The 26,634-nt window shown below is 71.2% G+C and carries 20 protein-coding genes; 8 read left to right on the forward strand and 12 right to left on the reverse strand.

Annotated elements, in window-relative coordinates:
• Window positions 1–6: 6 nt before the first annotated feature.
• Window positions 7–1,854 carry a hypothetical protein gene (locus AC07O8_RS25165; protein WP_495050664.1) on the forward strand — a complete coding sequence of 616 codons (1,848 nt, stop codon included), beginning with the start codon at window positions 7–9 and terminating at the stop codon, window positions 1,852–1,854.
• Window positions 1,855–1,859: 5 nt separating this feature from the next.
• Here the strand turns inward: AC07O8_RS25165 and AC07O8_RS25170 are convergent, their stop codons facing one another.
• Window positions 1,860–2,519, reverse strand: a complete 660-nt coding sequence (locus AC07O8_RS25170) for a TetR/AcrR family transcriptional regulator (RefSeq protein WP_495050665.1) — start codon at window positions 2,517–2,519, stop codon at window positions 1,860–1,862.
• A 189-nt stretch (window positions 2,520–2,708) separates the two neighbouring features.
• Here AC07O8_RS25170 and AC07O8_RS25175 point away from each other — a divergent pair, with 189 nt between their 5' ends.
• Window positions 2,709–5,042, forward strand: a complete 2,334-nt coding sequence (locus AC07O8_RS25175) for a di-heme oxidoreductase family protein (RefSeq protein ID WP_495050666.1) — start codon at window positions 2,709–2,711, stop codon at window positions 5,040–5,042.
• A 360-nt stretch (window positions 5,043–5,402) separates the two neighbouring features.
• On the opposite strand, the gene norR is transcribed toward AC07O8_RS25175, so the two are convergent.
• Entirely contained in the window at window positions 5,403–7,184 is a 1,782-nt protein-coding gene (gene norR, locus AC07O8_RS25180; RefSeq protein WP_495050667.1) for a nitric oxide reductase transcriptional regulator NorR, read from the reverse strand.
• Window positions 7,185–7,367: 183 nt separating this feature from the next.
• Here norR and hmpA point away from each other — a divergent pair, with 183 nt between their 5' ends.
• Both hmpA and AC07O8_RS25190 read left to right on the forward strand, forming a co-directional pair.
• Window positions 7,368–8,555, forward strand: a complete 1,188-nt coding sequence (gene hmpA / locus AC07O8_RS25185) for an NO-inducible flavohemoprotein (RefSeq protein WP_495050668.1) — start codon at window positions 7,368–7,370, stop codon at window positions 8,553–8,555.
• A 141-nt stretch (window positions 8,556–8,696) separates the two neighbouring features.
• On the forward strand, window positions 8,697–9,530 hold the full coding sequence (locus AC07O8_RS25190; RefSeq protein ID WP_495050669.1) for an enoyl-CoA hydratase-related protein: 834 nt from the start codon (window positions 8,697–8,699) through the stop codon (window positions 9,528–9,530).
• A 79-nt stretch (window positions 9,531–9,609) separates the two neighbouring features.
• Here AC07O8_RS25190 and AC07O8_RS25195 read toward each other — a convergent pair whose 3' ends face one another.
• The 4 genes from AC07O8_RS25195 to AC07O8_RS25210 all read right to left on the reverse strand — a co-directional run bounded on the left by AC07O8_RS25195 (window position 9,610) and on the right by AC07O8_RS25210 (window position 12,929).
• A complete protein-coding gene (locus AC07O8_RS25195; protein ID WP_297524037.1) occupies window positions 9,610–9,885 on the reverse strand; it encodes an HU family DNA-binding protein in 276 nt (91 codons plus the stop codon).
• 339 nt (window positions 9,886–10,224) lie between these two features.
• Complete coding sequence (locus AC07O8_RS25200) at window positions 10,225–11,724, reverse strand: PA domain-containing protein (RefSeq protein WP_495050670.1); 1,500 nt, start codon at window positions 11,722–11,724, stop codon at window positions 10,225–10,227.
• 3 nt (window positions 11,725–11,727) lie between these two features.
• Window positions 11,728–12,210, reverse strand: a complete 483-nt coding sequence (locus AC07O8_RS25205) for a post-PEP-CTERM-1 domain-containing protein (RefSeq protein WP_495050671.1) — start codon at window positions 12,208–12,210, stop codon at window positions 11,728–11,730.
• A gap of 83 nt (window positions 12,211–12,293) precedes the next feature.
• Window positions 12,294–12,929: a choice-of-anchor J domain-containing protein gene (locus tag AC07O8_RS25210; protein WP_495050672.1), complete on the reverse strand. Its 636-nt coding sequence runs from the start codon at window positions 12,927–12,929 to the stop codon at window positions 12,294–12,296.
• 626 nt (window positions 12,930–13,555) lie between these two features.
• Between AC07O8_RS25210 and AC07O8_RS25215 the strand changes: the two genes are divergently transcribed.
• Window positions 13,556–14,344 (forward strand): alpha/beta fold hydrolase, encoded by a 789-nt coding sequence (locus AC07O8_RS25215; protein ID WP_495050673.1) that lies wholly within the window; start codon window positions 13,556–13,558, stop codon window positions 14,342–14,344.
• 204 nt (window positions 14,345–14,548) lie between these two features.
• Window positions 14,549–16,069 carry an HD domain-containing phosphohydrolase gene (locus AC07O8_RS25220; RefSeq protein ID WP_495050674.1) on the forward strand — a complete coding sequence of 507 codons (1,521 nt, stop codon included), beginning with the start codon at window positions 14,549–14,551 and terminating at the stop codon, window positions 16,067–16,069.
• Window positions 16,070–16,075: 6 nt separating this feature from the next.
• Here AC07O8_RS25220 and AC07O8_RS25225 read toward each other — a convergent pair whose 3' ends face one another.
• The 4 genes from AC07O8_RS25225 to AC07O8_RS25240 form a co-directional block, all read right to left on the reverse strand.
• Window positions 16,076–16,960, reverse strand: coding sequence for an alpha/beta fold hydrolase (locus AC07O8_RS25225; RefSeq protein ID WP_495050749.1), 885 nt, complete (start codon window positions 16,958–16,960; stop codon window positions 16,076–16,078).
• A gap of 312 nt (window positions 16,961–17,272) precedes the next feature.
• Entirely contained in the window at window positions 17,273–18,463 is a 1,191-nt protein-coding gene (locus AC07O8_RS25230) for an MFS transporter (protein WP_495050675.1), read from the reverse strand.
• A gap of 69 nt (window positions 18,464–18,532) precedes the next feature.
• Complete coding sequence (locus AC07O8_RS25235; protein ID WP_495050676.1) at window positions 18,533–20,305, reverse strand: ATP-binding response regulator; 1,773 nt, start codon at window positions 20,303–20,305, stop codon at window positions 18,533–18,535.
• Between the two features lie 397 nt (window positions 20,306–20,702).
• Window positions 20,703–21,392 (reverse strand): response regulator, encoded by a 690-nt coding sequence (locus tag AC07O8_RS25240; protein ID WP_495050677.1) that lies wholly within the window; start codon window positions 21,390–21,392, stop codon window positions 20,703–20,705.
• A 352-nt stretch (window positions 21,393–21,744) separates the two neighbouring features.
• On the opposite strand from AC07O8_RS25240, the gene AC07O8_RS25245 reads away from it, so the two are divergent.
• Both AC07O8_RS25245 and AC07O8_RS25250 read left to right on the forward strand, forming a co-directional pair.
• Complete coding sequence (locus AC07O8_RS25245) at window positions 21,745–22,611, forward strand: MipA/OmpV family protein (protein WP_495050678.1); 867 nt, start codon at window positions 21,745–21,747, stop codon at window positions 22,609–22,611.
• A gap of 100 nt (window positions 22,612–22,711) precedes the next feature.
• Window positions 22,712–23,872: a sterol desaturase family protein gene (locus AC07O8_RS25250; RefSeq protein WP_495050679.1), complete on the forward strand. Its 1,161-nt coding sequence runs from the start codon at window positions 22,712–22,714 to the stop codon at window positions 23,870–23,872.
• Between the two features lie 84 nt (window positions 23,873–23,956).
• On the opposite strand, the gene AC07O8_RS25255 is transcribed toward AC07O8_RS25250, so the two are convergent.
• Complete coding sequence (locus AC07O8_RS25255; protein ID WP_495050680.1) at window positions 23,957–25,081, reverse strand: DUF4126 family protein; 1,125 nt, start codon at window positions 25,079–25,081, stop codon at window positions 23,957–23,959.
• A gap of 101 nt (window positions 25,082–25,182) precedes the next feature.
• The gene (locus tag AC07O8_RS25260; protein ID WP_495050681.1) at window positions 25,183–26,592 is read right to left on the reverse strand and encodes an aminotransferase-like domain-containing protein; all 1,410 of its coding nucleotides are present in this window, start codon (window positions 26,590–26,592) and stop codon (window positions 25,183–25,185) included.
• Window positions 26,593–26,634: the final 42 nt, after the last annotated feature.

Below are 26,634 nucleotides of genomic sequence, written 5' to 3' on the forward strand. Positions count from 1 at the left end.
GGCGTCATGAGCACCACCATCCCGACCGCCCGCGCGATCGACGTCCCTCCCCCGTCGCTCGAGAGGCTCGTCAGCCCGCAGACGTCGCCAACGTCGTTGACGTCGTTGACGTCGTTGACGGCGCAGACGGCGCAGGCCTCGCCGACCGCGGTCGAGCCGCAAGCCGCCAAGCCCGCCGGCGCCGAGCACATCCTGCCCGAGGGACTGTCCGCGCGGCGGTCGTTCCCACGCGCTTCGCAGGACGCTGGGAAGAACGACAACGACAACGACAACGACGGCGGCGCGGTCCGGTCGCGCCCGTCGACGCCGCCGCGACAAGCGCCGCCGAAGGTGGCCAGCCGCAGCTCGTCGGCCGGCAGCGTCGCCACGACCGGGCGCCTGCCCGACGCCCATGGCGGCGAGCAGATCCCCATGACCCCGTTGAACGCCAGCGGCGGTGCCAGCGAGGGGGCGGGCGGCAGTGCGCTGTCCCTGTCCAGCGACGCCCGGCGGCCGGCCGTCGACGCGCCCTCGATCACCGAGCAGCGCCGTTCCACCGCCACCGAGACCGAGCACAGCGCGGCCCTCCCCCGCCAGCAGCCGCACGACGAGGTCTCCCAGCTGATGCGCCGCATGCCGGGCGCCTTCGATCCGCTGCCGCCGCCCGAGGCGGCGCCCGTGGAGCGCGCACCCGGCGGTCTGGCCTCGCTCAGCGCGGCCACCGTCCCCAGCCCGCGCGACGTGAATCCGCGCATCGACATCGACTCGCTCGCGCGGAAACTGCCCGACGACATCACCGGCTGCGTCGCCTACCTGCTCAGCGCGATGCGCAAGAGCCCCGACGACGTCCCCGCGCTCGAGCGCCTGGCCACGCAGCAGGCCGCGGTGCTGAGCTCGCGCGGCATCCACACCCGCGACGACCTCGTCGCCGTGTTCAAGCAGGTGCAGTGGCGCGACCAGGGCACGGCCATGATGCACGGCATGGCCTCGGCCAGCGGCTTCAACCTCGGCACGATCCCGGCCAACCTCAAGCTCGCCGACCTGACCCTGACCAGCCTGATCAAGGCGATGCCCCAGTTGCCCGTCGCCGTGCCGGCGCTCATCACCGGCGCGGTGATGGGCTTCGCGCTGTCGATGCTGGACGTGGCCTCCGGCGCCGCCACCAGCAAGACCTTCAAGGACGCCTACTACACCCGCCCGCCGGGCGAGCAGTTGGCCGAACCCATCGCCAGCGCGAACCCACCGACCAAGGCCAGCCTGGCCGCGGACAACGCGATCGCCGCGGGCCTCAGCTACGGCGCCGCGCGCAACGGGCTGGTGCGGATCCCGGCGATGCTCAACTACGAGCTCAAGGGACAGCCGGAGCAACGCGCCGCGATGGATGGCCGCCTCGATCCGGGCTTCGGCCTGCCCGTGGGCGGCGGCGGCATGCGCGTGATCAAGAACGACTTCGACGTCAGCGCCGGGCGCGCCGGCTTCCAGCACTTCCTCGCGCGCGACGACCTGGGCGCCTGTCTCGACCACCTGCAGAAGCCGGCGGCCGACCAGATCCTCAGCGCCGCCGCGCGCGCCGGAGCCCACGTGAAGAACCTCAAGTCCACCTTCCCGGAGGCGCTCGGCGACGTCTTCGCCAGCAAGGTCGGCTGGACCTCGCATGCGATCCTCAGCGCCGGCTTCGGCGGCCTGACGGCCATGGTCGCCAGCCTGCCGGCGACGCTCATGCAGAAGCACGGCCTCAGCGAGAAGGACGCCAACATCACCACGCAGATGCTCAAGTACGTGGTGCTGCAGGCGCTCTATCACGTGTGGGGCGGCGCGCTCGGCGCGGTCGGCGGACCGAAGGCGCCGGACCCGGCGGCGGTCTCGCAGGCCTGACGGGGTCAGGTCACGGCGTCCGCGCGCTTGAACAGCAGCGCGTCCATCACCTTCATGTAGGCCTTGGCCGTCTTCGCCTCCGTGGACAACACCCCGGTCGTCGCCTCGATGTCGGGACCCATGACGGCCAGCGTGTTGGCCAGCGAGACCATCGCGTAGTACAGCAGCACCGGTTCGCCCTTGGGCAGGTCGCCGGCCTTCTGCGCCGCCTTGATCAGCGGCTTCGCCAGATCGAAGTGCGGCCGCAGGAAATGCTGCGCCAGCCACGCCTGCCGGTCCTCGCCGGGGCCGCCTTCGCGCCGCTGCATCATGAAGCGGTGCAGGTGCGGCTGATCCAGCGTGAACTGGACATACGCGATGAACTCCTGCCGCAGCTGCCCGATCGCCGCGGCCGGTTTCGCTTGCCGGACCAGTCCCTCGCGCGCCCGCGCCAGCGCCTCGTACGCCAGCGTCGCCACGGCCTGCCACAGCACCTCCTTGGACTGGAAGTGATAGGTGATCAGCTGGTGCGTGAGCCCGCTCTGCTCCGCGATCGCGCGCATGCTCGCCGCTTCGAAGCCGCGTTCGGCGAACTCCTTCAGCGCCGTCTTCAGGATCGTCTGCTTCGTGTCGGCCGAGCGCTGCTGTTCGCGGCGGCGGGGCGTGGAAGTGTCCGGGGTGCTCATGCCCGACATCATGCCTCCGTCGCCCGGGGTCACTACCTCGACGGAGGTATCGACAGCCCTGCCGTTCCTGCGGGCATCAATTCGACACACATTTAAACTTGCCGGCCGGCAAAACAAACGCACACACTCGCGCCCCACGCCCCTCCACGAAGGGGCTCATCGCACGCACTGGCACGGGAGGGGATCACCATGGCGTTCAGGCAGGCCGGCATCGCCGTGGGCTGCGCGCTGCTGGTCGCCTGCGGGGGCGACGGCAGCCCGCAGGACGCCGAGCCCCCCGTGGCCTCCGACACGCCGCCAGGGGTTGCCGTCACGTCCGCGGCGCCCGCCGCTTCGGGCAGCGGAAACGCGCTCCCCGAGTCGGTCACGACGCCCTTCCCCGTGCCCGCCGACGACGCGCCGCTGGTGCCGCTGTTCCCACCGCAACCGCCGATCGAGACGCTGCAGTTCACGCTGCCCGACGGCACGCTGGTCACCCGCGTCGGCCATCGCGGCGTGAGCCGGCACGGCCGCGAACGCGGCGAGGAGTGGAACGAGATCGGCTACGGCCCCAACGAGACGGTCGACGCGTCGCGCCATCCGCTCGACAAGCGGCGGGGCGCCGCCCTGGGCTTCGTGCCGGACTCCTTCCGGAACCGCACCTGGGGTCTGGAGATCATCGACAACAGCCGCGTGCCGGGCGTCACCCGGCCCGTGCTCAAGGTCAACACCTTCCACCCGACGGTGGACGTCCTGCCGGGCGGCACCGCTTTCTTCCGCGCCTTCGACCGCGTCGGCGTGACCGGCTACGGCTGGATGAACAACGGCGAGCTGCTCGACAGGACGGCCTCGATCTGCACGCCGGCGGCCTACCCGCCCGACGGCCGGCGGGGCGACGACCATTGCACGGTCCTGATCAAGGACTACCCGGGCCACGCAGGCCTCGGCGCCGACGGTCTGCCCAACGGCGTCCGGGTGGACGCCCGGCCGCTGAAGGTCGGCGATCCGGTCGAGGTGGCGCCGGCCATGGGCGCGACGGCGGCCTCGATGCAGGCCGTGGGCGACAGCGGCGGCCTGCGCTACTACGCCAACGAGTGGCTCTACATCGTCGGTCAAGGCCTGACCCCGTGGCACGGCGTCGCGCCGCGCCTGAACAGCGCGCCGCTGCCGGCGTCCACCTTGTCGGGCGGTCTCGGCTCCGTCTCGTACAACTATTCGGCCGAGGGCCTCCGGATGTTCCAGCAGCCGGCCGGCAACATCGGCATGCAGGACATGCAGCGCTTCGTCGAAGGCCGCCGGACGGCCCACAGCAGCGTCGTCACCGGGGTCCACCTCGAGCCGGGCAACGAGCCGATGGCCGCCCTCGTCGACCTGGCGGGGCCCCGCTTCAACGCCACGTCCTGCGTGCAGTGCCACACCAACAACGGCCGCGGCCCCGCGCCGTTCATGGTGGGCCAGCGCCTGGACGGGATGGCCTTCCACGTGGCCGAGAGAGACGCCGACGGCGCGGTCCGTCCGGACCGGCGCTACGGCGCGGCGATCCAGATGAACACGGCGTCGGCCGCTGGCGCCCTCCAGGACGGGGGCCTCGCCGTCAAGGTGACCGGTTTCGAGTCCCGCACGGTCACGCTGGCCGACGGCACCCGCGTCGAGCTGCGCAAGCCGACGCTCGGCTTCGACGGTCCCACGCCGCAGCTGCGGTCGGCCCGCGCGGCGCAGCCGCTGATCGGCGTCGGCCTGCTGGAGGCCGTGCCGGAGGCGGACATCCTGGCACGCGTGCGCACCACGCCGGACCCCGACGGCGTGCTGGGCAAGGCCAACTTCAGCGTCGGTCCGGAAACCGGCGCCACGCGTCTGGGCCGCTTCGGCTGGAAGGCGTCCAAGGCCAGCGTGCGCCATCAGGTGGCCGCGGCGCTGCTGAACGACATGTCGGTGACGTCCGCCGTGTTCCCGAACCGCAGTTGCTCGACCAACCCGGCGGGCTGCCGGGCGGCGCCCGCGCAGAAGGGCATCCAGGACAGCGACCTGATCGCGCTGACCCAGTACATGCAGCTGTTGGCCGTGCCGGCGCAGCGCAGCCTTCCGAGCGGTTTCCCGAAGGGCGTCGCACCGCCGGAGGAACATCGCGTGGACGCGGCGCAGGTGGCCGCGGGCCGCCGCGTGTTCGACGCGCTGCGCTGCGCGGCCTGCCACACCGCGGAGATGAAGACGGGCAAGCACCATCCGTTCGCGGAGCTGCGCGACCAGACGATCCGGCCGTTCACCGACCTGCTGCTGCACGACATGGGCCCGGCGCTGGCGGACCCGCTGCCGGAAGGCCGGGCGCGCGGCGCGATGTGGCGCACGTCGCCGCTGTGGGGCATCGGCTACACGGCGCAGGTGGCCGAGTCGACGCCGGTCGGCTATCTGCACGACGGCCGCGCCCGGACCTTGACCGAGGCGATCCTGTGGCACGGCGGCGAATCGGAGAAATCGCGACAACGCTTCGAGCGGCTCTCGAAGGCGGATCGCGAGGCGCTGCTGGCGTGGTTGCAGTCGCTCTGAGCCGTCATTCGCAAATGCGTGCCGGGTCAAGCGAAAAAGCGTGCGGCGGCCCTCGCAGGAAAGAGGACTGATGACACCTTCCGACCTCGCCCCCGACGCATCTTGTACGACACCGCCTCCAGCGCTTCCTTCGTTCCCCGCGCCGAGAACATCCCCAGGCGTTCGACCTCGCCGCTGAACGTCGACCAACGGGTCCGCACGATCGCCGCCGTGCTGCAAGCGCGCGTCGCCGGCTGGCCTCTGGACCACACGGGCCCGCAGACCCTGACGGGCCTGCTGCGTCGATCTCCCAGGCGGGACTGTTGAAGCAGACGCTGGCCGCGGGGAACGGCGAGGCAGCGGTCGCCTCGACGACCCCGTTCAGCGATCGCGGGCATGCGCTTCAGATGCTCGGCGCTGCCGGCGTGGATCAGGTCGCCGTGAGCCGTTGATCCAAGCCGTCCGCCTCGCCGGCCGAGCGCCGGCCGAGCGCCGGCCGAGCGCCGGCCGAGCGCCGGCCGAGCGCGGATGCCCGCGCGCTATCGCGGCGGCCGATTCACGCCGAGCGCACGCCGAGCGCACGCCGAGCCGTTTCAGCAGCCGCGTGAAGTTGCTCCGGTCCATGCCCGCCTCGCGCGCGGCGGCTGCCATCGCCCCGCCGTTGCGGGCCAGCGCCGCCTCGATCCAGGCGCGCTGAAAGCGGTCCGTGGCTTCTCGAAGGCCGATGACTTCGGGCTTTCCGGACAAGCCGCGCGCTCCGGGCGTTTCGGGCGTTTCGGGTGATACCGACGCCGCGTCCCGCGCGGACACGGCCTCCGCGCCGGGCGGAGCGACGCGCGCCGCTGCGGGCGACGCGGTCGGGGCGATGGCCGCGGGCGACGAAGACAAACCCAGATGCGCCGGCTCGATCGCGATCCACCGCCCTCCCCGGCCCGCCGACGACAGCGCCCGCAACGCGGCGCGGCTGATGAGGTGCTCCAGTTCGCGCACGTTGCCCGGCCAGTCGTGGGCCAGCAGGGCCGCCGACGCCGCCGGCGACAGCCGCAGGTTGCGCGCGCCGAGCCGGTGCTGGTTCTCCTCCAGGAAGCCGCCGGCCAGCGCGAGCACGTCGCGGCCGCGCTCGCGCAGCGGCGGCACGTGCAGCGGATAGACCGACAGCCGGTGATACAGGTCCGCGCGGAAGCGGCCGCGCGCCACTTCCTCCCGCAGGTCGCGGTTGGTGGCGGCGATCACGCGGACGTCGACCCTCTGCACCCGATCGCTGCCGGGCCGCTGCACGTCGCCGCTCTGCAGCACGCGCAGCAGCTTGGCCTGCACCGGCAGCGGCAGTTCGCCGACCTCGTCGAGCAGCAGCGTGCCGCCGTCGGCCAGCTCGAACTTGCCGCTGCGGTCCGCGACCGCGCCGGTGAACGCGCCACGCTTGTGGCCGAAGAGCTCGCTGTCCGCGAGCGTCTCCGGCAGCGCCGCGCAGTTGATCTGCACCAGCGGTCGATCGCGTCGCATCGAGCGCGCATGCAGCCGTTCCGCGACGAGCTCCTTGCCGACGCCGGTCTCGCCGAGGACCAGCACCGTGAGGTCGGAGCCCGCGACGGTGTCGATCTCCTCGCGCAGGCGGGCCATCGCGGCGCTGCGGCCGAGCAGCTCACGCGAGCCGCCGCGTGACGCGGCGCGTGCCAGCGCCTGTTCCTGCTCGGCGCGACGGGCCAGTGCGGCGATGGTTTCCTCGGCGGCGATGCCGGTCTCGAGCAGACGCACGATGCCTTGCAGGCGGCCGGGGTCGACGCTGTCGAATGCGTGCGGATCCATGGCGTCGAGCGTCACCAGGCCCCAGATCCTTCCGTCGACGCGCAAGGGTGCGCCCATGCAGTCGTGGACGGCCTCGAGCGCCTGCTGATGCTCGAGCAGCCCGTCGTACGGATCGGGCAGACCCGCGTCCGACGCGAAGCGCAGACCCTGCCCGCTGTCGAGCAGGCGCGCCAGGCGTGGATGTGCCGCGACCGGAAAGCGACGACCGAGGGCCTCCTCCGCCAACCCGTCGACGGCCACCGGCTGCAGCACCGCGACGCCCTCGTCGGGCATCAGCCGCAGCAGCGCCGCGGCGTCGCATCGCACGAGACCGCGCACGGCGGCCAGCAGTTGGCGGTAGCGGGCATCTGGCGTCACTTGGACCTTCCTGTTGTCAATCCGACACCGGCGCATCTTCGGTCATTTCGACAACCCTTGTGCATCAATGGCATTGATTCCCATGAATATCAACGGCTTGAGAGCGATTTTGAAAGTTGATATCGCTGGCACGGATCGTGATTGGAAGCAGTCATCCTCAACGAATCCGGAGTAGAGAAGCTCATGTTCAATCCCCAGACCATCGCCCTGATCCAGGCCACGGTGCCGCTGCTGAAGTCGCGCGGCGAGGACATCACGCGGCACTTCTACCGCGCGATGCTGACCGAGCATCCGGAACTGAAGGCCTTCTTCAACGAGGCGCACCAGGCCGAGGGCACGCAGGCGCGCGCGCTGGCCGGCGCGGTGCTCGCGTATGCGAGCCACATCGACCGCGTGCATGAGATCGCGCCGGCCCTGCCTCGCATCATCCAGAAGCACGTGGCGCTGGGCGTGCAGCCGGAGCACTACCCCATCGTCGGCGCCTGCCTGCTGGCCGCGATCCGCGAGGTGCTGGGCGCGGACGTCGCGACCGACGAGATCATCGCCGCCTGGGCCGAGGCCTACGGCGCGCTGGCGCAGTTGCTCATCGACGCCGAGGAACAGGTCTACGCCGCCACCGCCGCGCTGCCCGGCGGCTGGCGCGGACAGCGCGAGATGGTCGTCGCGCGCAAGGAGCGCGAGAGCGAGCTGATCACCTCGTTCTACCTGGAGCCGGTCGACGGCCAGCCGCTGCCGCCCTTCCATCCGGGGCAATACCTGACCCTGGTGCTGAACATCGACGGCAGGACGGTGCGGCGGAACTACTCGCTGTCGGATGCGCCGGGCAAGCCCTGGTACCGCGTCAGCATCAAGCGCGAGGACGGCGGGCTGGTGTCCAACTGGATGCACGACACGGCCGAGGTCGGCACCCGCCTGTCCGTGCAGGCGCCGGCGGGTGAGTTCACGCTCGACGCCACGGCCACCCGACCACTGGTGCTGGTCACGGGCGGCGTGGGCATCACGCCGGCCATGGCGATGCTCGAATCGGCGGCGGCCAGCGGGCGCCCGATCCGCTTCATCCACGCGGCGCGTCATGGCGGCGTGCATGCGTTCCGGGAGCGCGTGGACCTGCTCGCGGCGGCGCATGACAACGTCCGGGCGCTCTATGTCTACGACGCGCCGCGTGACGGCGATGAGCCCCATGAGGTCGGCTACGTCACCGATGCGCTGCTCGCGCGTCACCTGCCCGAGGACCGCGACGTCGACCTCTACCTGCTCGGCCCGAAGCCCTTCATGCAGGCGGTCTACCGCGCGGGCCGCGCGCTCGGCGTGCCGACGGCGCAGCTCCGCTATGAGTTCTTCGGTCCGGCGGAGGAACTGGTCGGCGCCTGAGAGCGCTCTCCAATCGGCATCGGGCGTCGCGTCCTTGACGCGGCGTCCGAAGGACTCCCGCTAGCATGGTCCGACCCCCTGCCCGCTTCAGCACGAAGACCGGGACGCCGGGAACGACAGGAACGACTACAGGAGACTCGAATGGACTGCCTCACCCTGAGCGAAGAAGCCGGCGTCGGCCACCTGGTGCTGAACCGGCCCGATGCGATGAACACGATGTCGCCGCAGCTGTGGCGCGAGCTGGAGGCGGTGCTCGAGCAGCTCCACCGCAGCCCGACGCTGCGGGCGCTGGTGATCTCGTCGACGGGCAAGCACTTCAGCGCGGGGATGTCGCTGGAAGTGTTCCAGAACGGCGGCATCCAGCTCGACGACCGCAGCGCCGAAGGCCGCGCGGCGATCGTCGACCTGCTGGCCGACATGCAGCGGGCCTTCAACCAGCTCGACGACCTGCGCGTGCCGACGATCGCGGCCATCCACGGCGGCTGCATCGGCGGCGCGGTGGACCTGGTGGCGGCCTGCGACATCCGCTACGCGGAGACCGGCGCGTTCTTCTGCATCCAGGAGATCAACATCGGCATGGTGGCCGACCTGGGCACGCTGCAGCGCCTGCCCAAGCTGGTGCCGCTGGGCGTGGTCAAGGAACTGGCCTACACCGGGCGCCGCATGCCGGCGGCGCGGGCGCAGGCGGTGGGCCTGGTCAACGACGTCTTCGCGACGCAGGCCGAGTGCGTCGAGGCCGCGCTGCAGTGCGCGCGCGAGATCGCGCAGAAGCCGCCGGTCGCCGTCTGGGGCAGCAAGCAGGCCATCCACTACGCCCGCGATCACGGCGTCAAGGACAGCCTCCAGCAGATGGGTTGGCTGCAGGCGGCGATCTGGCAGAACAGCAACCTGATGGAGGCCTTCGCGGCCGCGCAGGCCAAGCGGCCGACGGCCTTCCCCGACCTGGCGGCGCTGAAGTTCTTCCGCGAGGGCTGACGCCCCTTCACCCTGCAAACGACAACGCCCGCCCTGCGTGAGCAGAGCGGGCGTCGCCCAGTGGAAGAAGCCGGGAGGCTTACTTGTTCACTGCATCCTTCAGCGCCTTGCCGGCGGTGAACTTCGCGACCTTGGAGGCCGGGATGTCCAGCGCTTCGCCGGTGGCGGGGTTCTTGCCGGTGCGGGCGGCGCGGTCGCTCACCTTGAAGGTGCCGAAACCGACCAGGGCGATCTGGTCGCCAGCGGCCAGCGCTTCGGTGATGGTTTCCAGGGTCGCGTCCAGGGCGGTCGCGGCCACGGCACGGGTCACGCCAGCCTTGGTGGCGATGCCTTCGATCAGTTCACTCTTGTTCATCAATGCTTCCAGTAAAAAACCAGGTTCCGGCTAGCCGGGGCCGGCGATTATCAGCCAGTCCTGACCACCCGCCTGTTTGAAGACGCAACCAGCCGCCCCCTTCGCCCCCTCGATCGTCCGCATGGCGGATCTCATCGCCCGTCGGAGCGACATTCCCGCGTCATGCCCACGTCATGTCCACGACATGTCCACGACATGCCTACGACATCCGAGTGAGTTCAGGCGGCGGCCGGCTGCCGCGTGCAAGAAAAAAGCCTGGCGCTTTCGCACCAGGCTTTCGAGGCCCATCCTACCCGACTCGCCCTCGAGGGGGTCGTCGGGTGTCGGCACCGGGCGGGATTACCAGCCCAGGTCCTTCAGCAGCGGCTTGGTCAGGTCCTTCGGCGGCACCAGGATCAGGCCCAGGTCGGGACTGATGTTCGGCTCCATCAGCAGGTTCGGCGAGGCCGACACGTCCCAATGCGACACGGACGAGCCCGAGGCGATCGGGTTCGGCGTGTACAGCAGCGGACGACCCAGCGCGTCGGCACCGGCGCGCTTGCTCGGATCGCTGGACAGCGACGAGGTCGCCAGGCCCGGCTTGCCGCGGCTGCCGTAAGGCACCGAGGCGAGGATCGCCGCGCGCAGCTTGACGCCGTCGGCCTGCGAGACGCTGACCGTCGGGATCACGACCGTCGGATCGGCGCCGCCCAGACCGGGCGCAGCACCGGCCGCGTTGTTGGCGATGATCACGCCGATCGCGCCCGCGTTCTGCGCGTTCTTGGCCTTGACCGCGAAGCCGCAGACGCCGCGATCGATGACCGCCACCTTGCCCGCCACCGCCGTCGTGTCAGCCGGGCTGAACGGCAGGCAACCCTGGCCGTTGGCCGGATCCGGCGAGATCGTGGCCAGTCCGCCCAGCGTCAGGCCGGAGCTCACCGCGGGACCGAAGGAGGCCGTGCCGTAGGCGTATTGGCCGGACTGGCCAGGCGCCGAGCTCGCGACCTTCAGCACCGGCGTGGCCGCCAGCATGCCGGCGCCCGCCAGCACGTTGGGACCGGTCCAGGCCAGGCCCAGCGGGTTGACCGCCGATGCGCCGCGCTCTGCGCTGGTCATCGTCAGCCAGCTCTTGCCCGCCGTGTTGTCATACATGTACTGCTCCCAGACGCTGGGCAGTCCACCGCTGGAGACGTAGGCCGTGCCGTCCGCATTCAGGCGGTAGCCAACCGCGGGGGCGACCGAACCGGTGTAGACCGTCAGCACGGAGAAGCCCAGGCCGTGGCCCAGTTCATGCAGCAGCGTCTCGACGAAGTTCACGCCGGTGCCGAAGTTGCCGTCCAGCCCCAGGTAGAACGACGAGCCGTCCAGGCAGCCGGTCTTGCCCAGGTTGATGTTGAACTGGGTCTTGATGTCGACGTTGTCGTAGCCGGAAGGGCCGGGAGGCTGGTCCGCGCTCAGGTTCTCGCCGGCCAGCTTGTTGGCCAGCGCCTGCGGGTACCAGGTGCCCGGCGTGCCGCCGGGGAAGTCGTGCCAGATGTTCCAGGCGCCGGCGCTGCCGAGCACCGCCTGCGACGAGGTGCAGGTCAGCGCTTCCCAGCCGGCGTTCACGGTGATCGTGACGTTGCTGTCGAGCGCCTTTTCCCACACGTCCGCCACGTAGCGGTAGACGTACATGCGCTGCTCGCCCAGCGTGGTCTTGGGGTTGCCGCCGACCGGCGCGACCGGCGTCGTGTCGTTGAAGCCCACGCCCGCGGGGTCACGGCTCTGGATGACGATGGTGGCGGCCTGCGCGACGCCGGCGCCGCACAGCGCGGCCAGCAGGGCCGTGCGAAGGACGGTTTTCTTGAACGATTGCTGCATGGCTTACTCCGTGGGCAGGGCCGACTTGGCGACCGCGCCGCCGTTCTTCATGAAGGCCTCGGCCTCCTCCTTGCTGGCGAAGCAGGCTTCGATGAGCTTGCCGTCGGCGCCGCGCACCATGACGGACTGGCTCACCATGTCGTCGGTCAGGCGGACACCGACTGCGCCGCTGCGATGCTGCTTGACCAGCGGCGTCAGCGCGGCGGCGCGCGAGGCGACACGCGCCCGGGCGTTGGCGTTGGCGGGCAGCGCCTTGAGGGCGCTGTGCTCCTCGGGAGTCGCCAGGCGCAGGAGGCCGGTGTCGGCGTCACGCACGATGATGATGTTGTTGGTATCGGCGGCGGTGGCTGCCGCGGCCGCGTCGGCCACGGACAGCGAGGCCGGCGTGGCGGCAGGAGCAGCAGCCGCAGTGGCGGCTTCGTGAGCCTGCGCCGCCAGCGGCAGGGCCGCGGCGATCGCCAGGCCCAGGGAAATGCGGGTGATCATGGTCTTTGTCCTTGCGGAGATGACTCGGAAGTTCCGATGAAGCAATACGCGATACGCGATGACGCGAGGGCGCGGAATGCGGCTCAGGACTGCTTGCGGCGGCGCGCGGCCAGCAGGCCCAGCAGGCTCACGCCGGCCAGGGCCCAGGTCGACGGCTCGGGCACGTTGACGGTGACGTTGTCGACACCCACGTAGGCCGCGTTGTCGCCGGCACCGATGTACTGGATGGCGAAGCGCGAGGTCGAACCGGCGCCCTGACCCGCCAGCTGGAAGCTGTACTGGGTCCAGTCGCCCGTCACCGTCACGGTCGCCTGCGGCGCGAAGCTGCTGAAGACGCCGGCGGCGTTGACCAGGCCATAGGTCAGTTGGTCGAAGAAGCCGGGGACGATGTCGCCGCGGGCCCAGAAGGACACTTCCAGGTTCTCGGCGGCCGAGAACACCGGGCTGATCAGCCAGCTCGACAGCGTGCCGCCGGCCGGCACGTTGTTGTAGTTGGAGCTGATGTAGGAATTGGCCGCACCGCTCAGCGCGGTGAAGATCGACTGGTCGCCCTGGACCCACGGCTCGGTGGTGCCGACGCCGGGGGTGCCCTGGTTGGAGATCAGCCAGCCGGGCAGCGCGGTGACGTCGTCGAAGCCCTCGTTGATGAGGGTGGGCCCCGCGTGGGCCGCGGCCGCGGCGCCGACGAGCGCCAGGGCCAGACAGGTCTTCTTGAACATGTTCTACGTCCTTCTTCAGGAGGAAGGTGGGATGTCCACCTGGACTTGTGGCGACGGCGCGCCGTGGTGCGAGGCGCCGTCTTGACTGCTGAGGGCCGGCGGGAGGACGACCTTCGGGCGTGTCGATTCTGTGACTCTTGTCACGGAGAGCACGAGGGGGTCGGGCCGGGGTTCCCCCTCGGTGCGGGGGTGGTTGTTTCCCTAGGGGGTGACGCTTTCGGGCCGGGGGACGCCCGGGCGGCGGGGTCAGGACTTGCCGGAGCAGCCCGCCCCGGCGGGTCGCAAACGCCGCGCAAACGCATCCGCATTAGGGATGCGGGAAGACATGAGGGCGCGCGCGGGTCGCTTGACGGTGGCGGCATCCGCCCGGCCGGCGCGGATCGGCGCTTGACGCGTTGCAGCATTGCCCGCCGGGAGTGTGGCGGGCTCCGCGTAAACACCAATGGGCATTTCGGGGCGATGTCACCCCTTTTGTCACCTGCTTGTCACCTGCTCCAGGGGACACGCCGGGGACCTCGGAAGCGGCGCTGTCGTCGCCCTCGGACATTCGTCCGATACCGGTCGCGGCCTCGGATCGCGACAGTAGAGCCCTGTTCCGACACCCTCCCAACCACCAGGAGCTCACCATGAACATCACCCGCCGCTTCATCGCCACCGCCATCGCCGCCAGCGCCTTCGCCGCCTCGGCCGGACTGTCGACCGCCGCACTGGCCGCCTCGCCGGTGGCCTCGGCCCAGCCCTCGGTCGTCATCGTCCACGGCGCCTTCGCCGACGGTTCCGACTGGGCCAAGGTCATCCCGCTGCTGCAGCGCGAAGGGGTGCAGGTCACCGCAGTGCAGAACCCGCTGAGCTCGCTGGCCGACGACGTCGCCGCCGCGCGCCGCGCGATCGACGCGCAGCCCGGCAAGGTCGTGCTGGTCGGCCACTCGTGGGGCGGCACGGTGATCACCGAAGCCGGCAATTCGGACAAGGTCGCCTCGCTGGTCTACGTGGCCGCGTTCGCGCCCGACTCGGGCCAGAACTCCGGCGAACAGGGCAAGGGCTTCCCGACGCCGTCCGGCGTGGCCCACTTCAAGGCGGACGCGCAGGGCTGGCTCAGCCTGACCGCGGAAGGCATGAAGAACCACTTCGCGCAAGACCTGCCCCCGGCGACGACCGCCGTGATGACGGCGACCCAAGGCCCGATCCAGGCCAAGGCCTTCGAGCAGACGGTGACGACCGCGGCGTGGAAGACCAAGCCCTCGTACTACCTGCTGGCCACGGCCGACCACATGATCTCCCCTGAGGCGCAGGCCTCGATGGCCAAGCGCGCCGGCGCCAAGGTCACGAAGGTCGACAGCTCGCACGTGCCGCAGCAGTCGCAGCCCGAAGCGGTCGCCAAGGTCATCCTGGACGCCGTCCGGCAATCCCGGTAAGGTCCGCGCCGTCCGCGGGCACCCATGGCGCGGTGCCCGCGGCGCGTTGGACTTTGCCCCTGGGATGCCGTGACTGAACCTTCTCCCCTGCCCCCTTCGATTTCTCCCGACGCTTCGTCGGTCTCGTCAGCCTCGCCGGCCGCGGCGACCGCGGCGACCGGAAGCGTCCCTGCGACGGGTTCGCGCGTACCGGTGCTCGACGCCGTGCGCGCGCTCGCGTTCGTGGGCGACCTCAGCATGGGGCAGCCCGTCGACCATTCGACGCGGACCGCGTGGCTCGCCGCCCGCATCGCCGAAACCGCCCGGACCGAGGGGCTCGCGCTCGGTCGCGACGCCGATCAGGCGCCCGGCCACGCGGGCTGCGTGGCGCTGCTGCGCTGGTCCGGTTGCACGGCCAACGCGCCCGAGTTCTCGGTGCTGATGGGCGACGACGTCGGCGGACGCGACGCGATGCTGTCCAACGGCTCGGCCGAGGAAGCGTCCGCGCTGGCCGGCACGCTCGGCGAGGCGGCGTTGATCCACTGCGAGGTCGCCGGCGAGATCGCCCGTCTGCTGGGCCTGCCGGCCAACATCGAGCGCGCGATGCGCCATCTCTTCGAGACCTGGAACGGTCACGGCAAGCCCGAGGGCCTGCGCGGCGACGAGGTGCCCGCGGTGGTGTTCCATGTGGCGCTGGCGGGGGACCTGGAGATCTTCTCGCGGGTGCACGGCGTGGCCGCGGCGCTGCGCTACATCGGCGAGCGGTCGGACGCGAAGTACCCGAAGGCGCTGGTGGACCTCGTGACGAGGCATGCGCGGACCTGGATGTCCGCGCTGGAGGCCGGTGCGCATGAAGGCGGCGCGCGCGCCGTCGGCCATGACCGTGGGCCCGGCCACGATGCCGGGGATCTCGATGCCGCGCTGGGCTCGCTGGGCTCGCTGGACAAACTCGAGACACCGCTCGAACTGGTCGCCGATGTCATCGACCTCAAGCTCCCCTGGATGACGGGCCTGTCGCGGCGCGTGGCCGATGCGGCCCGCGAGGCGGGCGCGGTGCTCGGCTTCGACGCCGCAGCGCTGGCGCGGCTCCATCGCGCCGGCCTGCTGCACGGCATCGGCCGCGCGTCGGTGCCGAACGCGATCTGGAGCGAAGGCCGCCGGCTCGGCGAAGCCGATCGCGAGAAGCTCCGCCTGATGTCCTACTGGACCGGACGCGCCGCGCGCCGCCTGACCGCGCTGCAGGCGGAGGCGGAGCTGGCGTCCTATGTCGATGAACGCATGGACGGGTCCGGCGCTTTCCGCAGCGCGGCGGGCGCGGCGATCCCGATGCCCGCGCGGGTGCTGGCTGCGGCAACGGCCTGGGTGACCCTTCGGACACCACGACCCGGCGAGCCCGCGCTCGACACCGACGCCGCGCGCGCAGCCATGGGCCGGGAAGTGGCCGCCGGACGCCTCGACCCGCAAGCAGCCGAGGCCGTCTGCGGGGCCGAGCGCCGTCGGGTGGTTTCGCCCGCGCCCGCGCCCTCAGCTGCCGGTCCCGTCGCCGGCATCACGCTCTCCGCGCGCGAGACCGAAGTGCTCGGACGCATCGCCGTCGGCGAGAGCAACAAGGAAGCAGCGAAGGTGCTCGGCATCAGCCCGGCGACCGTGCGGACGCATCTGGAAAGCGCGTTCCGCAAGCTCGAATGCAGCACGCGGGCCGCGGCGACGTTGAAGGCGATGACGATGGGGTTGCTGACGGTCTGAGACCGCCTACCTGCCCTCGCCAGGGCGTTGGCCGCTGGAGCGCAGGGCCTTGGCGTCAAGCGCCAAAACCCCGCGCCCCACCGTCCCCAACCACTCTTTGACTGACGCGATCACTTCCGCCGGTCGGTCCTTATGCGGCGAGTGTCCGCATGCCTGAAGCTCGAGAAGCGTCGTCTGCGGGACATTTCGTTGGATGCCACGAATCTGCTCCAACGTGCCGTACTCATCGTCCATCCCCTGGATCGCCAGCACCGGACAGGTGATCGCGCGGATCTCCTCGACGATCGACCAGTCACGGAAGGCGGCGCTCAGCCACGTGCCGCTCCATCCGCCGAACGGCGAATCAGGATCGTCGTGGAAGCGCGCCAGGCGTTCTCGCAGAGGGCCCGCCCGGTAGAGCTCGACGGTCTTGCGGATGCCGTCCAGGGAGATGTCCTCGACGACGATGTGCGGTGCGGCAACGACAGCCCCCGCCGTCGGCCGCTTCGCCGCATGCAGCAGCGCGATCGAGCCGCCGTCGCTGTGCCCGAAGAGCCAGGGCGGCGACGTCACGCCCAGGCCCGCGAGCACCGCCGGCAGCACCTCATGCGCCTGGCGGTGCAGGTAGTCGACGTCCCATCGGTCGTCCGGCGCGCGCATCGTCGAGCGCCCGTAGCCAGGCCGCGAGTACACGAGCCCGCGCATGCCGACCGCCTCGCACAGGCGCGTCGGGAAGTCGCGCCACATCGCGATCGAGCCCAGCCCCTCGTGGAGAAACACCATCACCGGCGCGTCGGTGATCGCATCGCCGATCGCGTCGCCGATCGCGTTGTTGACCCAGGCGTAATCGATCTCGATCGGCTGACCGCGCCAGTCGATGGGCAGCCGTTGCGTCGGTGGAATGCTGTTCATGGGCACGCATCTTAGGCACGCGCGCCGAGGCCGGCAGTCACGCACGCGCGCCGAGGCTCTTGCGCTCGGCTCAGTGCGAACCAACGCCGCCCAAAAAGAAAAGGCCCCGGTCGTGAGACCGGGGCCGAAAGTTCGTCCGCCTGCAGAGGGAAAAGGCGGACCATGCGAGAGAGAAGCATGAACAACGGAAGCTCGAATTCCGTTGTCAGGATCAACTGTAGGGACGCCGAGGTGCCGTGACACGCGGGCATCGTCGCATCGTGGCCTCGGCGAACGCCCGATGCCGGTGTCGGGCGTTCGCCTACACGGCGCTCAATCGGCGGCGGCGGAGGCGGTCGCGCGCGAGGTGCCGCCCAGCGCGCGCTGGGCGCTCGCGGCCATGAACAGCGCGAAGAAGACGACGCAGGACAGGCCGGCCGTCAGCGAGGTGTGCTCCGCGATCATGCCGATCAGCGGCGGACCCGCCATCATGCCCAGGTAGCCCAGCGAGGAGACGGCCGCGATGCCGTGCGCGGCGCTGACGCCGGGCACCTTCGAGGCCGCGCTGAACAGCACCGGCACGACGTTGGACAGGCCCAGCCCGACCAGCGCGAAGCCCAGCAGGCCCGCGGACGCGACCGGCACCAGCAGCGCGGTGGCCATGCCGGCGGCCGCCAGCAGCCCGCTCGCGACCATCAAGGGCACCGGTGCGACGCGCGCCCGTACCCAGTCGCCGCCGAAGCGCCCCAGCGCCATCGCCAGGCTGAAGCTCGCGTAACCGAGCGCCGACAGGCTGGCATCGCTGGCGCGCTCCTGCTTCATGAAGAGCACGCTCCAGTCGTACATGGCGCCTTCCGCGATCAGTCCCAGCGCCGCCAGCGTGCCGATCAGCGCGAGCACGCCGCGCGGCAGGCTCAGCGGCTGCGACTGGCCGGCGTCGGTGCGCATCTTCAGCATCGCCACGCAGGCGCCCAGGATCAGCGCCATGCCCGTGCCGCAGGCCACCAGCAGATGCGTCTGCGGCGTCCAGCCCAGGAACGGCAGCAGGCTGCCGACGCCCGCGCCGACCATGCCGCCGAGGCTGAACATCGCATGGAAACCGCTCATCAGCGGACGTCCGGCGAGGTGCTCGATCTCGGTGGCCTCGGCGTTGATGGCGACGTCGAAGAGACTCGCCGTCGCGCCGAAAAGCATCAGCAGCAGGACGAGCCCGAGGTACACGCTGGGCGCGATCAGCATCGAGACGCCAGCCGCGCACAACACACCGGTCAAGCCCGCGACACCGCGGGGACCGAAGCGCGCCACGACGCGCCCAGCCTGCGTCAGCGCAAGCAGCGCGCCAATCCCCGAGGCCAGCATCGCGATCGCGAGCGACTGCTCGCCCAGGCCGTAATGCGCCTTCACCGTCGGCACGTGCACGCCCCAGGTCGCGAACAACGCGCCCGAGACGAAGAACTGGATGCGCAACGCCCAGGCCGCGGAAGTCAGGCGGCGGGGCGTCAGGGTCTCGAAGGTCGTGGTCATCGTGGAGCGGCGTGAAGGGCCCGTTACTGTAGGCGCCATGGGGCGCCCACGCGCGACCCTCGCCCGGCTTCAGGACACCATGCCGCGCAGGGCGTTGAAGAGCTTGCGCGGCTGCAGGGGCTTGAAGAGCACGGTGTGACCGCTCTCGGTGGCGCGGCGCAGTTCCTCGCGGCTGGTGTCGCCGGTGACGAGGATCGCCGGCACCTCCATGCGGCAGAGCTCGCGCACCGCGCGGATGGCGGCGATGCCGTCCGGGCCGTCGCCCAGGTGCAGGTCGGACAGGATCAGGTCCGGCGGCTCGGCGCGCGTGCGCACCGCCTCGGCCGCTTCGGCCGCGGTCGCCGCGATGATGGACTCGTAGCCCCATTCCTCCAGCAGCAGCTGCAGGCCGATGCGGATGGGCTCCTCGTCGTCGATGACCAGCACCGAGCGCGGCTCCATCACCGGCATGGGCACGGTGTCCGCGGCGGTCGTGAACTCGGGGATCTCGGGCAGCCCGCCCAGCGGGATGCTGAGCCGGAACATCGTGCCCCGCCCGGGCCGCGACGCGACCATGAGCCGGTAGCCCAGCAGATGCGCCAGCCGCTTGACGATGGCCAGGCCCATGCCGAGGCCCTGCGTGCGGCTGCGCTCGCTCTGGCCTACCTGGTAGAACTCCGCGAAGATGCGCGGCAGGTCGCTGGACTTGATGCCGATGCCGGTGTCCCAGACCTCGAGGTTGAGGTGGGTCGAGGTCGAGCGCGCGACCACCACCACGCCGCCCTCCTCCGTGTACTTGATCGCGTTCTGGATCAGGTTGCCCAGGATGCGCTCGAGCAGCTGCGGATCGCTGGTGACGGACTTGCCGCCCGGCGAGAAACGCAGCCCCAGTCCCGATCCCTCCGCCTGGCCTGCGTAGTGCATGTGCAGCCGCCGGAACAGGTCGCGCAAGGTGAAGTGCTGGAGGTTGGGCTCGACCGTGCCGGCGTCCAGACGAGAGATGTCGAGCATGGCGTTGAAGGACCGCTCCAGCCCCTCGATCGAGCGCATGACGTTGCGGATCAGCGGCTCCTCCTCGGTGCCTTGCAGGCGACGCTCCAGGCTCGCGGCGAAGAGCCCCAGCGCATGCACCGGCTGGCGCAGGTCGTGGCTCGCGATCGCGAGGAAGCGGCTCTTCTCCTGGTCGGCACGGATCGCGCCGTCGCGGTCCTGCTCGAGCGTGCTGACTTGCAGGTCCTGCTCCATCAGCAGGCGCTTGGCGCGCTGCCAGCGGTGATGCTCGAGCAGGGCCAGCCCGCCGACCACCGCCGCGGCGAGGAACCAGACCGGGCCGGCGCCGGGCCGCGCGCTCGGGTCGAAGAGCCGGGCCAGGCCTTCGGAGGCGGGCAGCACCGCGATCACCGCCGACCAGCGCCCCATCGGCGCCAGCAGCACGCCGACCACCGCCGCCGTGGCCGCCAGCAGCGGCCCGGTCAGCAGCCCGCGCGCGCCCGGCGATTCGGCCAGCCACGGATGCAGGCTGAGCAGGAAGAGGCAGCCGGCCGCCTGCAGGTAGAGCAGGCGACGGCCCTCGCGGTCGGAGAAGGCCATGCGGCTGCTGTCGGACCTGGCCCCGCGGTGCGACAGCGACCGCGCGGTGAAGACGCAGCCCAGCGCCAGCGCGATGACGCCGAAGACCCAGGCGACCAGGCCCGCCGCCGGCATGCCGCGCAGCAGCGCCGAGACCAGCGGCACGGCCACCGCCGTCAGCAGCCAGGGCCAATGGCTCCAGGCCTCGTCGAAGCCGGCGTCCTGCAGCCGGCGTGCGATCGCGCGGCGCTCGCGGCGGCGGCCTTCCTGGACGGATTCGTCGTTCTCGGGCACGGCGCCGGCGACCGCGACGAAGAGGCTGGGCCTGGGGGGGCGCCGGGCGCGCTTCGGACGTGCGCCCGGGCCGTCGGCCGGAGGCGGCGCCGCCGCAACCGCCGGCGCCGGAGCCCCGGAGCCGGCATCACCTGCGCGAGTGCCGGGTGTCGAGGGGCCAGGGGGCGCGAATGGCCCTGCGGCGCGGTCTGCGGCGGGCGCACTGGGCACACCGGGCGCGACCTTGCCGCCGTTCGATGAAGCACCGGACGGCGGGCCAGAAACGACGCTCGCCGGCACGTCAGGGACGTCCGGCGAGTCGATGCGCGAGTCGATGAAGAGCTCGGTCGGCGGAAAGCTCGTGTCGGGCGCCTGTTCCTCGACCCGGTGTCCGCCGCGGTGGACCGTGGCCACCGCGTCAGCGGAAGAGGCTGATCATGTGCGAGCGCGACTTGACGTCCAGCGCCAGCAGCAGCGAGGACACGTAGTTCTTCACCGTGCCCAGCGACAGCTGCGTGGAGTTGCTGATCTCCTGGTTGCTGCAACCGGACAGCACCAGCTCGAGGATCTCCAGATGGCGCGGGCCCAGCTCGGCCACGCGGTCGTACATCGCCGACGACGGGAAACGCGGGAACAAGGTGCCCGACTGCGACTGGCGATGGCGCTGGCCCTCGGCCAGCAGCGCGCGCAGCGTGCTGCGCATCTCGGCCATCATCGCGCCCTTGGGCAGGTAGCCCACGGCGCCGAGCGCCCGCGCCTGACGGACGACGAATTCATCCTGCGTGCCGCTGAAGACGACGACGCGAGCCTCCGGATAGGCCTCCATGAACTGCCGCAGGCCTTGCAGGCCCTTGCAGTCCCCCAGGTTCAGGTCCAGCAGCACGGCATCCACCGCCCCGGCCCGCGCGTACGCCTGCAGGCCTTCCTGCAGCGACGCCGCCTCCACCCACTCGATGTCGATCTCATCCAGCGACTGGTACAGCGTGCGGATCCCCGCCCTCACCAGCTCGTGGTCGTCGACCAGGAGCACGCGGCGCTTCACCGCCGGCAACGCATAGCCTCCACTTCCAGCCGCCTCGAACGTGCGGGCAACGGACACTGCTTCCATAGGGCCTCCCTTTTTCGACTGACCGATGGGTCTCCGGCACGGTCGTCGTCACCCTCTACTTCACGCCGGAGAAGGCCCGCATGATAGGCCGATGGTCACTTGTGTCGCCCCCTCTTCAGGGGGAACCCTGAGGGGTGATGTCGGAAACACTTGTGACGACATGTTGCAGATTGGGATCGCCAACGTTGTCACACACCATCCCTATTTATAGATCCGGACATGCGCGCGCCATCCCCCCTTTTGGTGGGAATCCGATCGAGCCCCCCTGCGGTGAGACGCCCGGCGACCGACAGGCTCCAGCAAGGTCGCGACGGGGCCCGCTCCCTAGAATCCCGGCAGCTGTCCGCCCCTCATGCACCACGCCACCCTTCCTCGCCCCGCGCACCGCCCCTCGATCGTCCGCCGCGCCCCGCTGTCCGCCCTGGCGGTCCTCTTTGCCGGGCTGGGGGCCGGGCTGTGGGCCGGTACCTCACCGGTCTGGGCGGCGGGCAGCCTGGTGCTGATGGACGCCCCGCCGTCGGCGACGAGCTGGTCAGGCGGGCTGTCGACGCGCAGCTGGCCGTCGGCGCCCGGCAGCCGCGCGCCCAGCACCGACCTGCTGCCCGCGCTGGAAGTCCTGACGCCGAACGGCGCCTTCGTCTCCACGGACCTCGGCGTCGGGTGGAACCTGGTGCCGCTGCTTGCCAATGCAGAGACGGCCCAGACCTGGCAGGTCGGCGCGCGGCTCTGGCCGCAGTTCGGGCGGCCGTCGCGGGTCACGCCCAAGGGCATCGATCGGCTCGGATCGCGCGTCACCACCGAGGCCTTCGCCAACGTCCAGGCGACCTCCTGGCTGATGCTGCAGTCGGGCTTCTCCTGGGGCAGCGGCCGCCGCCATGACGGCCAGCTGCTGGAGCTCGGCCTCACCTCCGGCATCCCCCTCGGCGACGAGTTCATCGCCGTCACGCTGGGGGCCACGGCGGCCAACGGCGCGCACCTGCGGAGCAGCTACGGCATCGGCCCCCGCGAATCCCTCGCCAGCGGACTGTCCGAATGGCATCCGCGTGCCGGGATGATGGACTGGAGCATCGCCTTCAGCGGCGAGCACAAGTTCTCCGAGCGCTGGTCCGTCAGCGGCCAGTGGCTGGACGCGCGGCTGGTCGGCGACGCGTCGCGGTCGCCGCTGACGACCGCCAGGACGCAGCAGACCTTCAGCGCCAGCCTCTGGTACCGGTTCTGAAACCGCGCCCCCGGCCGCCTCCAGGCAAGTCCTGACCCTGTCCCCCGCGCCGCCCTTCCCGAGCCGTTCTTCCCAAGCCGTTCTTCCCAAGCCGTCCGCCATGCATCGCGTCCTCCTCATCGCCGTCCCGCTGTTCGGCCTCCTGATCGCCTTCGAGTGGCTCTGGGGACGGTTGAAGGGACGTGACACCTACCGGTTGTCCGATTCGATCAGCAGCCTGAGCCAGGGGCTGATGAGCCTGGCGGTCGCCGCGATCACGCCGCTGTTCCAGAACGGCATGTACGCGTGGCTGCAGCCGCATCTGGCCCTGGTGCCGGGCTCGATCTGGGACGGCTGGTGGGGCTGGGGCGCGGCGATCGTCGCCTACGACTTCTGCGACTACTGGCTGCACCGCGTCAGTCACGAGAGCGCCCTCTTCTGGGCGGCGCACACGGTGCACCACCAGAGCGAGCACTTCAACCTGACGACCGCGTTGCGCCAGGAGAGCTTCTATGCGGTGATGGGCTGGCCGTTCTTCCTGCCGATGGCGCTGCTGGGCATGCCGCTGGCGCAGTACGTCGCGGCGGGACTGTTCGTGCTGATCTACCAGTTCTGGATCCACACCGAGCACATCGGGCGCCTGGGATGGATGGACCGGGTGTTCTCGACGCCGTCCAACCACCGCGTCCACCATGCGGTGAATCCGGGCTACCTGGACAAGAACTACGGCGCGGTGCTGGTGATCTGGGACCGGATGTTCGGCACCTTCGCCGAGGAGACCGACCCCTGCGTGTACGGCACGGTCAAGCCGCTGCACAGCTGGAACCCGCTGAAGGCGGTGGGCCAGTTCTATGGCGAGCTCTTCGAGCGCGCGCGAAACACGCCCCGGTGGGCGGACCGGGTCCGCGTGCTGTTCAAGTCGCCCGGTTGGGCGCCGCCCGGGACCGCGACGACGACCGCGCCCGACGGCGACCGCCTGCGGCAGCCGCGCTTCGATCCGGCGGTGAGCCGGCTGAACCGCTGGCGCGCGGTCAGCCTGGTCGCGATGACGGGCGCGGCATCGGCCGTCTGGCTCGACGCCAGCGACGACATGAGCGAAGGCCGCAACCTGATCGCGGCCGCGGTGGTCGCCGCGGGGCTCTACGCGGCCGGGGCCTTGCTGTCGCGCGGCGCGCAGGACGGGGCCGATCGCCCGGGGCGCAGAGACCGCGGCTTGCGGGCTTGGGCGCTCTACCTCGGCGCCATGGCGCTGAGCGCCGGAATGATCGTGCTGCTGACCTGAACAGCGCAGGCCAGGGGCGCTGCAACGGTCGCCGCGACGGTCGCCGCAACGACCATCGCAACGACCATCCAATGGCTGGCCGTTTCAGCTGTGCGGCCAGCCGAGCACCGTGAGCGCCTCGTCATACGAATGTCCCGAGGCCGCTGCGGACGCCGCAGCGTCGGCCTCGTTGCTGCCCAACTGGGCCAGGCACACCATCGTCGCGCCGCCGAAGGCGATGAGGTCCTCGAGCGCCGCGACGGGGAAATCATGGCCGAGGGCGTCGGCCAGCTTCTCGCGCAGCGTATAGCCCGCGTAGGTCGCCACGACGGCCCCCATGGCGCCCGCGAACGCGGCCGGCCAGGAGCGCCCGCCCGCCAGCGCGGCGCCCGAGATCGCTCCGCTGACGGCCCGCGCCGCAAGCCCCGGCGGATCGGTGCGATCGGGCGTGGCGGGCAGCTTGTCGACGATGAGCTCGCCGATCGCCATCGGCGTAGTCACCGCCACCGCATGTGTCGACGCGAGGAAAGCCAGCGGTGAGTCCTTGACGTCGATCCAGCCCAGCTTCGCCGCCCAGCTCGTGACGGTGAGCGGCGCGCTGGTCCGGGGTCCGGCGGTGCTGCCCAGCAGGAAGGCCATCAGCAGCGTGCGGCGGGAATCGGCCGGCTTGCCGCTCGCGGCGACCGGCACGCCCTGCGCCCTCGCCTCGCGGACGACCTGGGCGCCCGCGCGCACGCGTCCGAAGAAGCGGCGCAACAGGGTGCGCGCCGCTTCGGTGAAGGCGCCGTAGACCAGATGCGACAGGTAGGAGTAGGGATGCGATTGCAGCGGCGCCCGGGTGACCGGGTCGCCGAAGCGCATCGCGGGGACCAGCGTCTCGTCGACGACGGTCGCGGCGGTGACGCCGAACGCGGTTCCGCGCCCCCAGGTCACCCGGGGATCGAGCTCGGCTGCCACGCCATAGAGCCCGCCGATCAGCGAACCCATGCCGTAGTGGACCGCTTCACCCGCGACCGGGCGACGCCGACGCGGCAGACGGCGTCCGGCGAGCTTCGCGAGCCGATCGGCGGCGCGTTCGGTCGACGGCATGCCCCGGACGCCCGAGGTGATGCCGACCCGCGACAGCCCCGCCTGGAAGGCGGTCATCGCGGCGGCGCCGATCAGGCCGCCGAGCAGTCCGGAAGCGGTGCCGGCGCAGAGGTCGCGCGGCGGGCGGTGGTCGATGTCCATGGGCGTTCCCGTCAAGGTCAAGGTCGAGGTGGAGGGGCAGGTGGCGCGGCCCTCGTGGCAAGGGTCGTTCCTCCCAGGATGACGGGGTCCGGGCCGGCGCCTCAGCGCGGCGCGTGCCGGGCGATCGCCGCCTGCAAACGGTCGCAGGCGCGCGCGACCTGGGCCTTCGGCGCGGTCGCGACGCTGAGCATCAAGCCCGATTGCGCCTGCCCGGCATCGGCAAACCAGACCGACAGCGGCGCCGGCGAGATGCCGAAGGCGAAGAGTTCCCGGGCGATCGCGAGGTCCGAGGCGCCCGTCGGCGTCCGGACGAGCACCGCCAACGCCGCGTTCAGGGTGTCCAGGCCGCGCTCGCGCAGCAGGTCCACCAGGCCGTCGCGCTGGGCCAGATACAGGCGCTTGGCGCGCCGCAGGTGACGCAGGTAGTGCCCGTCGCGCATGAACGCCGCGATGGCCAGCTGCGCCGCGGGCCCGGGCGGCGGCGCCAGGCAGGCGGACACTTCCGCGAAGCGGGCCGCCAACGCCGCCGGCGCGACGATGAAGCCGAGCCGCAGTCGCGGGTCGATCGTCTTGCTGAACGATCCGATGTGGATCACCCGCCCATGGAGGTCGAGCGAGGCGAGCGCCGGGGCGGCGCGCCCCTGCAGTTGCAGCTCGCTCAAGTAGTCGTCCTCGACGATCCATCCGCCGGTGCTCGCGGCCCAGTCGAGCAGACGCAGCCGGCGCTGCAACGACATCGTCACGCCCAGCGGCGCCTGCTGCCCTGGCGTGACGACGGCCAGCGCGGCGTCCGGCGCGCGAAGCCAGCCGGCGTCGACATCGAGGCCCTCCCCGTCCACCGGTACCGGAACCGGCGTCAGGCGGCCGAGCGTCAAGGCCTGGCGCGTGAAGAAGAAGCCCGGCTCCTCCATCCAGGCCGTCCGACCTTCGAGCCCGAGCACCCGCAGCGCGATCCCGAGCCCCGCCGCGTACCCGCCGGTGACCAGCACCTGGTCCGGCGAACACACGACGCCGCGCGCCACGGCGAGGTAGCCGGCGATCTCGCGCCGCAAATCGATCTCCCCGCGCGGGTCGGGATACAGCGCGGCGCCGGTCGTCTCCGCCAGCAGCGACCGTGCGCGAAGCCGGTGCATCAGCTTCGCGGGCAGGCTCTCCCGCGAGGGGATGCCGGGCTGGAAGATCCCCGGCCCGGCGGTCAGCTCGCGGTACATCGAGATGAACGGCCCCGGATCGAGCGCCTGATCGCCGCCCCGCGCGGCGGCGGGCCGCTCCGCCACGCGCGTGCCGGCGGAGCGAGACGCCTCGATCATCTGCGCGGCGGCGAGCTTCTCGTACGCCACCCGGACGGTGCCGCGCGCCACGCCCAGCTGCGCCGCCAGGTCGATCCACGACGGCAGCCGCATGCCGGCCAGGAGCACCTGCTGCTCGATGGCCGAGGCGATGCCCCGGTGGATCTGGTCAGCCAAGGGGACGGCGGAGGACTTGTCGAGTTCGACCTTCAGCGGACGCATCGTGGTACAGCGATTCCTGCGATTCTTGGGACTCCACTTTGC

This window comes from Roseateles sp. GW821-FHT09G09, from assembly GCF_059415965.1.

What these genes read in the sequence shown, in the direction of transcription:
- AC07O8_RS25165 (WP_495050664.1), top strand. Translation starts at nt 7, where the DNA reads ATGAGCACCACCATCCCGACCGCCCGCGCGATCGACGTCCCTCCCCCG.
- AC07O8_RS25170 (WP_495050665.1), bottom strand. Translation starts at nt 2,519, where the DNA reads ATGAGCACCCCGGACACTTCCACGCCCCGCCGCCGCGAACAGCAGCGC.
- AC07O8_RS25175 (WP_495050666.1), top strand. Translation starts at nt 2,709, where the DNA reads ATGGCGTTCAGGCAGGCCGGCATCGCCGTGGGCTGCGCGCTGCTGGTC.
- hmpA (WP_495050668.1), top strand. Translation starts at nt 7,368, where the DNA reads ATGTTCAATCCCCAGACCATCGCCCTGATCCAGGCCACGGTGCCGCTG.
- AC07O8_RS25190 (WP_495050669.1), top strand. Translation starts at nt 8,697, where the DNA reads ATGGACTGCCTCACCCTGAGCGAAGAAGCCGGCGTCGGCCACCTGGTG.
- AC07O8_RS25195 (WP_297524037.1), bottom strand. Translation starts at nt 9,885, where the DNA reads ATGAACAAGAGTGAACTGATCGAAGGCATCGCCACCAAGGCTGGCGTG.
- AC07O8_RS25200 (WP_495050670.1), bottom strand. Translation starts at nt 11,724, where the DNA reads ATGCAGCAATCGTTCAAGAAAACCGTCCTTCGCACGGCCCTGCTGGCC.
- AC07O8_RS25205 (WP_495050671.1), bottom strand. Translation starts at nt 12,210, where the DNA reads ATGATCACCCGCATTTCCCTGGGCCTGGCGATCGCCGCGGCCCTGCCG.
- AC07O8_RS25210 (WP_495050672.1), bottom strand. Translation starts at nt 12,929, where the DNA reads ATGTTCAAGAAGACCTGTCTGGCCCTGGCGCTCGTCGGCGCCGCGGCC.
- AC07O8_RS25215 (WP_495050673.1), top strand. Translation starts at nt 13,556, where the DNA reads ATGAACATCACCCGCCGCTTCATCGCCACCGCCATCGCCGCCAGCGCC.
- AC07O8_RS25225 (WP_495050749.1), bottom strand. Translation starts at nt 16,960, where the DNA reads ATGAACAGCATTCCACCGACGCAACGGCTGCCCATCGACTGGCGCGGT.
- AC07O8_RS25230 (WP_495050675.1), bottom strand. Translation starts at nt 18,463, where the DNA reads ATGACCACGACCTTCGAGACCCTGACGCCCCGCCGCCTGACTTCCGCG.
- AC07O8_RS25240 (WP_495050677.1), bottom strand. Translation starts at nt 21,392, where the DNA reads ATGGAAGCAGTGTCCGTTGCCCGCACGTTCGAGGCGGCTGGAAGTGGA.
- AC07O8_RS25245 (WP_495050678.1), top strand. Translation starts at nt 21,745, where the DNA reads ATGCACCACGCCACCCTTCCTCGCCCCGCGCACCGCCCCTCGATCGTC.
- AC07O8_RS25250 (WP_495050679.1), top strand. Translation starts at nt 22,712, where the DNA reads ATGCATCGCGTCCTCCTCATCGCCGTCCCGCTGTTCGGCCTCCTGATC.
- AC07O8_RS25255 (WP_495050680.1), bottom strand. Translation starts at nt 25,081, where the DNA reads ATGGACATCGACCACCGCCCGCCGCGCGACCTCTGCGCCGGCACCGCT.
- AC07O8_RS25260 (WP_495050681.1), bottom strand. Translation starts at nt 26,592, where the DNA reads ATGCGTCCGCTGAAGGTCGAACTCGACAAGTCCTCCGCCGTCCCCTTG.